The organism is Mesorhizobium sp. M2C.T.Ca.TU.002.02.1.1, from assembly GCF_003997225.1.
In genome coordinates, this window is the sequence record NZ_RZTO01000107.1 from 1 (window position 1) to 11318 (window position 11318).

8 protein-coding genes are annotated in these 11318 nt (G+C 65.8%); 3 read left to right on the plus strand and 5 right to left on the minus strand.

Annotation, left to right across the window (positions count from 1 at the left end; genetic code table 11):
• Positions 1 to 255: 255 nt before the first annotated feature.
• On the plus strand, positions 256 to 933 hold the full coding sequence (locus tag EOD07_RS08460; RefSeq protein WP_040988308.1) for a response regulator: 678 nt from the start codon (positions 256 to 258) through the stop codon (positions 931 to 933).
• Complete coding sequence (locus EOD07_RS08465) at positions 930 to 2318, plus strand: sensor histidine kinase (RefSeq protein WP_127235043.1); 1389 nt, start codon at positions 930 to 932, stop codon at positions 2316 to 2318. The genes EOD07_RS08460 and EOD07_RS08465 overlap by 4 nt, the downstream gene beginning before the upstream one ends.
• Here EOD07_RS08465 and EOD07_RS08470 read toward each other — a convergent pair whose 3' ends face one another.
• From EOD07_RS08470 to dapB, 4 genes are all read right to left on the minus strand, one after another.
• On the minus strand, positions 2319 to 3194 hold the full coding sequence (locus EOD07_RS08470) for an ABC transporter permease (RefSeq protein WP_040988300.1): 876 nt from the start codon (positions 3192 to 3194) through the stop codon (positions 2319 to 2321).
• A 13-nt stretch (positions 3195 to 3207) separates the two neighbouring features.
• A complete protein-coding gene (locus EOD07_RS08475; RefSeq protein WP_052458095.1) occupies positions 3208 to 4062 on the minus strand; it encodes an ABC transporter ATP-binding protein in 855 nt (284 codons plus the stop codon).
• 159 nt (positions 4063 to 4221) lie between these two features.
• Positions 4222 to 5181, minus strand: coding sequence for an ABC transporter substrate-binding protein (locus EOD07_RS08480; protein ID WP_245469957.1), 960 nt, complete (start codon positions 5179 to 5181; stop codon positions 4222 to 4224).
• Between the two features lie 213 nt (positions 5182 to 5394).
• Complete coding sequence (gene dapB / locus EOD07_RS08485) at positions 5395 to 6168, minus strand: 4-hydroxy-tetrahydrodipicolinate reductase (protein ID WP_206519438.1); 774 nt, start codon at positions 6166 to 6168, stop codon at positions 5395 to 5397.
• A 201-nt stretch (positions 6169 to 6369) separates the two neighbouring features.
• Here dapB and EOD07_RS08490 point away from each other — a divergent pair, with 201 nt between their 5' ends.
• Complete coding sequence (locus EOD07_RS08490) at positions 6370 to 9150, plus strand: sel1 repeat family protein (protein WP_127235049.1); 2781 nt, start codon at positions 6370 to 6372, stop codon at positions 9148 to 9150.
• A gap of 23 nt (positions 9151 to 9173) precedes the next feature.
• Here the strand turns inward: EOD07_RS08490 and EOD07_RS08495 are convergent, their stop codons facing one another.
• Positions 9174 to 11279 carry a molybdopterin oxidoreductase family protein gene (locus EOD07_RS08495; RefSeq protein WP_127235052.1) on the minus strand — a complete coding sequence of 702 codons (2106 nt, stop codon included), beginning with the start codon at positions 11277 to 11279 and terminating at the stop codon, positions 9174 to 9176.
• Positions 11280 to 11318 lie beyond the last annotated feature (39 nt).

Sequence of the window (11318 nt, forward strand, 5' to 3'; positions counted from 1 at the left end):
ACCCTGATATGGGCTGCCGGTGTTCACCAGGGTTACACGAACCGTCAACATTAATTGAACCGAACGGTTCGGTTTTATTACTCGGATGGCCCGACAGGTGGCTCGGCAGGCGCCATGACCGGGGCGGCGACCGCCGGGAAACCGCGTTTGCCTTGCGCCCGGATCGATACTATCGGTTGCCTCAGGGACCAATTTGGACGCCGCCCGCCGCTCTTGGCGAAGGTCGGCGCTGTTGGGAGGAAACAGCGACAAACGATGCGGCTGCTGCTTGTCGAGGACAATCGCGAACTGGCCGATTGGCTGAGCAAGACGCTGCGCCAGGCGAGCTATGTCGTCGACGTCGTGCATGACGGCGAGGATGTCGAGCATGCCCTGGCTGCCGGCGAGCATGCCTTGATCATCCTCGACCTCGCCCTGCCCCGCATGGGCGGCATGGAGGTGCTGAAAAGGCTGCGGGCGCGCGGCAACCCGGTGCCGGTCATCGTGCTTACCGCCAATGCCAGCCTCGACGGCCGGGTCAAGGGCCTCAACGAAGGCGCCGACGACTATCTGGCGAAACCCTTCCAGATCGAGGAGCTGGAGGCGCGCATCCGCGTGCAGCTGCGCCGTGCCAACGATCGCACCGCGCCGGTCATTGCCTGCGGCGACCTTGTGTTCGACACCAACACCCGCCTGTTCTCGCTTGCCGGCGCGACGCTGTCGTTGACACCGCGCGAGCACGCCGTGCTGGAACAGCTCGTCGTCAAGGCCGGGCGCACGGTGAGCAAGGCAGCGCTCTCGACCGCGATCTACGACTTCGAGACCGATGCCGACCCCAGCGCCATCGAGATTTATGTGCATCGCCTGCGCAAGAAGCTCGAGGGCTCGCGCGTCCAGATCGCAACCTTGCGCGGCCTTGGCTATCTCTTGCGCCACGACGATCCGGCGCCATGAGGATCGGCAGGCTTCGGATCGGCAGCCTTCGCCTGCAATTGCTGGCCTGGGTGGTGCTGCCGCTGGCCGGGCTCGCCGCCATCAATTTGTGGACGAGCCAGCGCAACGCGCTGGCGACCGCGGACCTCGTCACCGATCGCATGCTGGTCGGCTCGGCGCGCGCCATCGCGGAACAGGTGGCGATGGCCGATGGCGCGCTGGACGCGACCGTGCCGCCGGCGGCGATCGAGATGTTCGACACCGGCGACCGCGACAGCGTCTACTATCACGTCGAGACGGCCGGCGGACGGCTGCTGACCGGCTATCCCGACCTGCCCGTGGCGCCGGAGCGCGGCAGCATCGAAGCCTCCTATCGCGATCACCCGCTGCGCCTGGCGACGCTCAGCCATGCCGTGATCGGCGCCGGCACGGATTCGCCGATCAAGGTCACGGTCGGCGTCACGCTCGCCGGCCATGACGCGATGGTGAGGCGCCTGTGGCTCAGCGCCTTCGCCCAGCAGCTTGCCTTGGTGGCTATTGCCGGCGTGTTCGTGCTGCTCGGCCTGCGCCGCGGGCTGGCGCCGCTCATCCGGCTGCGCGATGCCGTGCGCTCGCGAAGCCGCAGCGATCTCGATCCGGTGGAGGTCTCGGGCGCGCAGAGCGAGATCCGGCCGCTGATCGACGCGCTCAACGCCTATATGGAACGCGTGCGGGCGCAGATGGCGGCGCAGCGGCGCTTCATCGCCAATGCCGCGCATCAGCTGCGCACGCCGCTGGCGCTCTTGTCGACACAGGCAAGCTATGCGTTGCGGGAGACCGCGGCCGACCAGCGCCAGGAGGCGCTGGTGGCGTTGCAGGCGAGTTCCGGCAAGTTGGCGCGGTTGGCCGAACAGTTGCTCACCCTGTCCAGGGCAGAACCCGGCAGCCGACGGCCGCGCGCCGATCGCATCGACCTCACCGAAGCTGCGCGCCATGTGCTGGAAGCGCAGGCGCCGGCGGCGATCGACCGCGCCATCGACCTCGGTCTCGAGGAGAACGGACCAGTGACGGTGGTCGGCGACGGCACGATGCTGCGCGAGATGATCGTGAACCTGGTCGACAACGCGCTGCGCTATTCCAAACCGGGCGGCAGCGTCACGGTAAGGCTCGCCGCCTCGGATGGCGAGGCCGAGCTCACGGTCAGCGATGCCGGGCCCGGCATTGCGCCTGAAGAGCGCGAGCATGTCTTCGAGCGCTTCTATCGTATTGCCGGCGCGACCGAGGAAGGCAGCGGGCTTGGTCTCGCCATCGTGCGCGAGGTGGTCGAGAATGCCGGCGGCAGCGTCACGCTGGGCGACGCCGCCGCCGGCGGGCTCAAGGTCGAGGTGCGGCTGCCGCTGGCTGCGGCTAAAGACTCCGCTGCCTGATCAAGTCCCCTGCTCGTTGAACGGCGCCGGACGCCATTTCACCACATAGTTCTCGAAGCGGGTGATCAGGAACTCCACCACCAGCGCCATCACCGCCAGGATGATCATGGCGGCGAAGACGCCATTGGCGTTGAAGGCGCCCTGCGCGGTGGAGATCAGGAGGCCCATGCCCTGCTTGGCGCCGAGGAACTCGCCGACGACCGCGCCGACAAGGGCGAAGCCGAACGAGACATGCAGGCTGGCGAGGATCCAGCTCATCGCCGAGGGAATGATCACCGATGTGGTGATCTGCATTGGCGAGGCGCCGAGGATCTGAGCGTTGGCGATCATCGCCCTGTCGGCCTCGCGCACGCCCTGGAAGGCGTTGGCGAAGACGACGAAGAACACCATGACCACGGCCAGCGCCACCTTGGACGCCATGCCGAGGCCAAGCGCGATGATGAACACCGAGCCGAGCACCACGCGCGGCACCGAGTTCGCGATCTTGATGTAGATCGAGAAGACGTCCGCCAGCAGCTTGTTGCGGCCGAGGATGATGCCCGCCACGATGCCGCCGACGGCGCCGATGGCGAAGCCGAGGAAGGTCTCCTCCAGCGTCACGTAGATCTGCAGCCAGAGCGGCCCCTGCGAGGTGCCCTCGGTGACCCAGGACCAGATCTGTTCCCAGATGCCGGACGGGCTGGAGAAGAAGAACGGATCAATGATGTTGTAGTCGGCGCAGAGTTCCCAAAGGCCGAGGAAGACGACTAGGATCGCGAGGCGCAGGCCGATGACCAGCGCGTGGCGCTTGCGCAGCCGCGCCTTTGCCTGCGCTTCGGCGGCGACAATCGAAGTGGCGCGCGCGGCGGCTTGATCAGTAGGAGAGATGGCGGTCATGCGGTTTCTCCTTTCAATGGCCGGTCTGAAGGCCGCGGCTCTGACCGAGCTGCACTTCCTCGCGCAGATCGTTCCAGATCACCTTGGCGATCTCGATGAATTTCGGATCGTAGCGGATATCGGCCATGACGCGCGGGCGCGGCAGGTCGATGCGGTAGACGCTCTTCACCGTGCCTGGGCCGGCGGTGAGCACATAGACCTTGTCGGCCAGGGCCACCGCTTCCTCCAGATCATGCGTGACGAAGACGACGGAGGATTTAAGTCCGGACCACAGGCCCAAGAGCTCGTCCTGCATGGCGGTCCGGGTCTGCATGTCGAGCGCGCTGAACGGCTCGTCCATCAACAGGATCTTGGGCTGGTTGATGAAGGTCTGAGCTAGCGCGACGCGCTTGCGCATGCCGCCCGAGAGCTGGTGCGGATAGTGCTTCTCGAAACGCGAAAGGCCGACGCGGCCGATCCAGTCGCGCGCCTTGTCATAGGCTTGCGCCTTCGGCGTGCCGCGGAAGAGCGGACCGGCGGCGACATTGTCAATGACGCTGCGCCATGGAAACAGCGCGTCGGCCTGGAAGACGAAGCCGATGTCGCGGCTGATGTCGGTGACCGGATTGCCCATGACGCGGACATTGCCGGTGGTCGGACGCAAGAGCCCGGTGACGAGGTTGAGCGTCGTCGACTTGCCGCAGCCGGTCGGGCCGACGACGCAGGCGAACTCGCCGCGCGCCACCGTCATCGTGAAATCGCGGATCGCCGTCATCATGTGGCCGTCCGGCGTGACGAAGCGCAGCGTGACATCGTCGATGGCGATCGCGGCATCGGTCGGCGGCGCGGCGGGAGACAGTTTCTCGGCCGCCATGGTCTGCGATTGCATGGCACACTCCTGTTGTGGTGGCGCGGGGATGGCGCGGCTCGGCCAGGGGCCTGCTCGCCGGCATCCGAAAAGCGCGGCTGCCAAATTGATTCAGGCAGCCGGCGCAAACTCTTGTTTTTCTGGAGCGGACGGGGTCCGTCCGCCCTCGCTTGCCGGCGCTTACTTCGCCGCGTCGACGAACTCGGTCGTGTAGGTCTTCGACAGGTCGATCTGCTTGCCCTGCAGGCTCTTGGAGAAGGTCGACAGAACCTTCAGCACCGTCTCCGGTCCGTCGGCCGGCATGCGGCCGTCGGGCGTAAACTGCGCCTTGCCGCCGGCGAGGCCCTGCACATAGAGGTCCTTGTTGCCGGCGTAATAGTCCTTCGGCATCTTGTCGGCGATCTCTTCGGCCGAGTGGCCGGCGATGAACTTCATCGTCTTGACGAAAGCGTTGGCAAGCTTCTGCGCCTCGTCCTTGTGACCCTCGAGCCAGCTCGACTGAACGTAGAAAGAGGCCGCCGGATAGTCGCCGCCCAGCGCTTCCTTGGTCTTCTCCGGCGTGCGCATGTCGACCAGAACCTTGGCCTCGCCGGTCTGGAGCAGCTTGGCGATGGTCGGCTCGGTGGTCATGCCGGCCTGGATCTGATCCTGCTTGACGGCGGCGATGAAGGTGTTGCCGGCGCCGACCGGAAGCAGCGTGTAATCGCCCGGCTTCAGGCCGTTGCGGACCGCGAGATACTGGGTGAGGAAATCGGTCGAGGAACCGAGGCCGGTGACGCCGAGCGTCGCGCCCTTGAAGTCGGCCGGCGACTTGATCTCCGGGTGCTTGGCCGAAACCAGCTCGACCTCGCCCGGCGCCTGGCTGAACTGCAAGATCGACTGGATGTATTTGCCCTTCGACTGCAGGTCGACGGTGTGGTCGTAAAAGCCGACGACACCCTGCACGGCACCGGCCAGCAACTCGTTCTCGGCCTCGACGCCCGCGCGGGAGTTCACCAACTCCACGTCCAGCCCCTCATCCTTGAAGTAGCCGAGCTGCTGGGTGAGCACGGCAGGCAGATAGATCTGCTTTTCCATGCCGCCGACGATGATGGTGATCTTGTCCGCGGCCGAGGCCGCCGATGCGCCGGCGCCAATCATGGCAAGCGTCAGCGCCACCGAGCGCAGGACGCGTTTAGAGATGAGACGGGTCACGTGACTTCCTCCACTGGGCGGCGCGGCGCGCCGCATTTCCTCCTTGCGGCCACTCCCAGCCGCTCATGTGGCGAACGCCACAAAACCGTCATGGCACGGCCAAGCTTTCAGCTGGCTTTCAGCCTTTTTAGCGTGTGTTGAAATGCAATCCGGCGAATTTCACGAGCTAGCGAACCCCAGCACATCGTGCATGTCGTATTCGCCAGGCGACCGCCCGACGACCCAGAGCGCCGCCGCGATGGCGCCGCGCGCGAACATCGAACGGTCTCCGGCGGCATGGGAGAGCGTGAGCGTCTCACCTTGGCTTAGGAAGCTCACGCTATGCTCGCCGACGATGCTGCCGCCGCGCATGACGGCAAAGCCAATCTCGCCGGCATTGCGCGGACCAACGAGGCCGTCGCGGGCGCGCTTCGCCACATCGTCCAGCTCGACGCCGTGGCCTCGCGCGGCCGCCTCGCCCAACATCAGCGCCGTGCCCGACGGCGCGTCGACCTTGAAGCGGTGATGTGCTTCGAAGATCTCGATGTCGCAATCGTCAGGGCCGAGGGCCCGCGCCGCCTGCTCGACAAGGCCGGTCAGCATGTTGAGGCCGAGCGAATAGCTGCCTGAACGCACGATGGCTATCTTCTTTGCCGCTTCCGCAATGGCTTCCAGCTCTGCGACGTCAAAACCGGTCGAGCCGATGACCAGCGCCGGACCACCCCGCGCCGCGCAGGCTGTTGCCAGCTCGGCCGATGCCGCGGGCGTGGTGAAGTCGACAACCACATCGGCAAGCGCCAGCGCCTCGTCGCGCCCGACCAGCCCCTCGCCCGTGCTGCCCGGCCGATGGAAGCGCGCGACGAGTCGCAGCCGGGGATCTGCCGCGACGGTTTCGGCCATCTGCCGGCCCATGCGGCCGAGCGCGCCGGCGATGGCTATCTTGAGCTGCGGCATGGCGATCCTTGTCGAAAGCTTGAGTCGGAACAATCCTCTAGCACGCCGCCTTGGCAAATTGATTCAAACGACCGCAGGGCGATACGAAGGCCGAATTGCAGGCGAATGTGAAGCGCCGCACTCATCACCGCTGACATGGCATGCTAATTTAGCGCCTGTGTGTCCGGCAGCACCCGGACCCAAGTCCGAGGGGGGACGCTCATGCTGCGGCCAATGCATGCCCTGGTTCTTTCCTGCCTCGCCTTGACGCCCTTTGCCGGAACGGCCTTGGGGGCGCAGGCGTCTTCCGAAAAATCTGACGATGCGGCCAAGAAGGCTGCGGACGATGCGGCGAAGAAGGCCGCGCTCGCCGAGGCAATCAACGTCTGCGACAAGGGCGCTTCCGTGCCGCTCGATCCTGAAGCCAAGGCGCCGCCTGTCCAATATGGCGAGCTCTTCCCGCAAGATTTTGATCTCAGCAAGCTCAAGACCCTCGCCGACAAATGCCAGGCGGCGATGCTCGGCGCGCCGCAGGAAAAGCGGCTGGCGCTGCAATGGCTGCGGGTCCAGATCGCGCTCAACCAGCCGGGGCTTACCTTTCTCCTCCCGCAGATCAAGCTACTCGCCGACGGCGGCAGCCCGGAGGCGAACTATCTGCTCTACGAGTTCTATTCGGTGCATCGCCACGACGGCGCTGATGCCGGTCCGCCGCCGGTCACGCGGGACATGGCGCTCGATGCCTTGCAGAAGGCCGGCAAGGTCGGTCATCTCACGGCGCTAGAGACGTTGCTCCGTCAGTATATCGACGGGCCGCTGCTGCGTCGCGCCCCGCACAAGGTGGTCGAGACCGCGCAACGCGTCATCGACGCGCCGGCCCAGGGTCAGTCGCCCGGCGAATGGGACAGCCAGCTCCGCGCCGCCATGCCCCTGCTGATTGCGCGGACGACGCTGGAGAATGACGGATTTTCCAGCGAGGAGCAGCAAAAGGCCTTTCATGCCGTGGAAGCGGATTCCAAGGCTGGGACGAACGGCCCCGAACGATCGGCGCTGGCTTACATCAAGGCGTTGCGGCTCGGTCGCGGGACGCAGCAGGATGCGGCAAAGGCCAGGCAATTGCTCGAGGCGCGCGTCGGCAGCGATCAGTATGCCGTGCCTGTGCTGGCCGACATGCTGGCCAAGGGCGAAGGCGGCGCCACCGACGGCAAGCGCGCGATCGCCATGCTGCGCGCCGCAACCAAGACTGTCGCCGAGGCCGGGCCGATGCTCGCCGGCCTGCTCCTGGATGGAAAATTCGTCGGCCGCCAGCCGCGTGAGGCGATCCAGCTGCTCAACGGCTCCTGGGACCTCGACGCCAGCATCAGGCTTGCGAACCTGCTTCCCGACTATGACGGCTTTCAGATCGACAATCCGGACCAACTGGTCGAGCGCCTGAGCGACGGCGCCGAGGCCGGCGAGCCTGGGGCTGCGCTGGCGCTGGCACGGTTGCAGCTCTCGGACGATCAGCGGTTCAAGAACGAGGATTTGGCGCGCGCCATGCTGAAGCCGCTGGCGGACGCGGGCGACCGCGACGCGCTCTGGCTCTACGCCTCGACGCAATATGCCAATCTCGATTCGACCAGCTACCGCCCGTCGCGCCGCGACGACGGCCTGAGCGACGATCAATTGAAGACGCTCATCGGCGAAGGCGAGGCCAAGAAGGAGCAGCAGGCCTATCTGCTGCAGGCGAAGCTCCTGCGCAAAGGCGTGGTCTATCCGCAGGACGACCAGAAGGCGACCGCGATGCTGATCAACGCCGCCAATCTCGGCAGCGTCGAGGCCATGGTGCTGCTGGGCAATGCCTATGACGACGGTCTCGGCATCGACAAGAACCCGCGCGAGCGCCTGCATGCGTGGCGCGAGGCTGCGCGTCTCGGCTCGCTCAAGGCAAAGAGCAAGCTCGCCAACGCCTTCACCTTCGACAGCTTCGATCATCTGATGACGCTGCGCGAAGGCATCACCGACCGCATTGCGCTCTACAATGACGGCATCGGCAGGATGGGCGCCGGCGTCCTAGGCAACGACGCGGCAGGCATCGAACTGAGCGGCCTCTTTTCCGGGCCGGCCTCGAGCGCCGGAAACGCCGCGGTCGCGGCAGCGGTGATGGATGCGTTTCGCGAAGCGCCGGCGGGGCTCGCGGAGGAGAACCTCGTCGGTATTGGCAAGGCTCTGCCCGACGAGATCCGCATCGCCATCGAGGTGACGCTGAAGAGCGAAGGTTTTTATACTGGCGAGCCGAAGGGCTATTTCGGCCCGGACGCGCGCAAGGCGCTGGCCGCCTGGGTCGACGCGAAAGGCCCGCTTGGCGATGCTCCCGCCTCGCAAGCCACAGCGACACAGCAGGCCGCTCCCGCTCCGGGCGGGCTCGACGCGGAAGTTCTCAACCGCATCCGCGACAAGGTCTTCGCCCAAGCGCAGGCTGCCAAGACCGACAAGCAGAAGCTTGCCGCCATCAAGCAGCTTGGCATTCTCGCCCGCTATGGCGACCTTCCCGCGCGCTGGGTGCTGGTGCGCAACTACCATCAGGCAAAAGCAATCCGATCGGTCGTCACGCCCGAGGAGATCACCCGCTATGCGCTCGACATACTGGTGTCGAAACCCGAGGGCGTCGACAAGCCGGAATTCGAGTTCATCTTCGACCTGACGCAGATCGCGCAGGACCGGAAATCGAAAGCGGTCGGCAATGCGACGCTGCAGGCGATCCGCGACGATCCGCGCCTCCAGGATCCACTAACGCTCGGCGCCATCATGGGCCAGTTCGCTTTCGCGCCGGACGCCTGCGACTCCGTGCTGGCCGCGGCCAGGAAAGCCGGCATCGACGGCGTCGGCGAGGAGGGATGCGACGAGAACACGCGCACCGCCCTCATTGCCTTCGCCAAGGATAAGGGCGCGTCTGGTGCCGACGCTGCGGCGCGCAAGGCGGCCGCGGACGAGGTCAAGGCGTTGGACGCGCAGGCGGCGAAGTGATCAGGGCGTAATCAAAGCAATGCTTAAAGTGCCCTGAGCCACACCTTGTTGTCGTGGACGGCGGCGCCGCCATAGGGTGCCGGAGCGTCGGCGCCGGTCAGCACGTTGATGCCCTCGCCGCGCTCATGCGCGCTGTTCGGCCAGATGCCTTCCGCGATCACCACGCCGCGTTTCACGCCGTCGAAGAACCGGGCGTGCAGCACCACGTCACCGCGCCGGTTGCCGACCTCGACGCGACCGCCATCCTGGATGCCGAGTACTGCTGCATCTTCGCGGTGGATGAGAAGCTCAGGCCTGCCTTCCTTGGCCTTCGACACCGGCGTTTCGGCAAAGCTGGAGTTGAGGAAGTTGCGCGCCGGCGAGGTCGCCAGCCGGAAGGGATGCCCCTCATCCGCCACCTCGATCAGCTCGACATGGTCGGGGAATTCCGGCAGCCGCTCGACCGGGCCGAACAGGCCCATGCTTTTCGGCGGCCGGTTGGGCGCCGACTGGCCGGTCCAGTTGGGCCGGAAATGGAACTTCTTGTCGGCATGGCCGAAGCCGTTGATGAAATGCGCGTCGTCGAAGTCGGGCTGCAGGTCGACCCACTTCTGTTCCCTCAAACTATCGAAGCTGCCGAGGCCGCGCTTGCCCAGGATGATGTCGATATGCTCGCGCTCGGTCAGGCCGAAACCCGGACGGTCGCCGACGCCCAGCCGCTTGCCGAGCTCCTCATTGACGTAGTGGTTGGTGCGCGGCCCTTCCGGCGGCTCGATCAGCTTGGGGCCGAGCGTGATGTGCTGGTTGCCGCCGCCCTTGTAGATGTCGTGATGCTCCAGGAACATCGTCGCCGGCAGCACGACATCGGCGAGCTTGGCCGTATCGGTCATGAACTGCTCGTGCACGCAGGTGAACAGGTCCTCGCGCAGGAAACCCTTTTTCACCAGCCGCTGCTCCGGCGCGACATTGGCGGGATTGGTGTTCTGGATCAGCATCGCCGTCACCGGCGGGCCGCCATAGAGCGCGTCCGCCGCGCCCGTCAGCACCGGGCCGATGCGCGAATGGTCGAGATAGCGGATGTTCGGGTCGCGCATCGCGGTGCCTTCGAGCACATCCTGGTTGAGCTTGAAGATGCCGGAATTGGAGTGGAAGGCGCCGCCGCCCTCATATTGCCAGGCGCCGGTGACGGCGGCGATCGAGGCCGCGGCGTGCATGTTGACCGAGCCGTTGCGCTGGCGCGCGAAACCATAACCGAGGCGGAAATAGGTTTTCTTAGTCGTGCCGACGAGCCGGGCGAAAGCCTCGATCTCGGCGGCGCTCAAGCCCGTGATGGCGGCCGCCCATTCGGGCGTGCGGGTGCGCAAATGCTCTTCCAGCCCGCGCGGATCGTCGGTGTATTTCTCGAGATAGGCGCGGTCGGCAAGCCCGTCGCGGAACAGCACATGCATGACGGCGCAAGCGAGCGCGCCGTCGGTGCCGGGCTTCAGCACCAGACCGAGATCGGCCTGCTTCATCGTGGCGTTGTCGTAGATGTCGATCACGACGATCCTGGCCCCACGTTCCTTGCGCGCCCTGGTCGCATGGGTCATGACGTTGACCTGCGTGACAACGGCATTGGTGCCCCAGATCACCACGCAATCGGACTTCGCCATCTCGCGCGGATCGGGCCCGCGCAAAGCGCCCGCGCCCATCATCCAGCCGGTCCAGGCGAGATTGGTGCAGATCGAGCCGAAGAAGCCGGAATATTTCTTGGCGTGCCGCAACCTTTCGATGCCGTCGCGCTGCACGAGCCCCATCGTGCCGGCGTAGAAATAAGGCCAGACGGTTTCCGAGCCGTATTTCGCCTCCGCCGCTATGAACTTTTCCGCGACCAGATCGAGCGCGGCTTCCCAGGAGGCTTCTTTCCAGGTGCCCTCGCCCTTGCCGCCGGCGCGCACCAGCGGCTTCAGCAGGCGATCGGGATGATGGACGCGGTCGGCATAGCGCGCGACCTTGGCGCAGACGACGCCTGCCGTATAACTGTTCGCCTTGGCGCCATGCACGCGGCCGATACGGTTGTCATCGAGCAGTTCCACCTCGAGCGCGCAGGTGGACGGACAGTCATGCGGACAGGCGGAATGGCCGATCCTGAGCTTGGCGTGCTGGTTCATGCGGGGTGTTTAGCGGGTTTTGCGAGAGAGGTGTAGGGC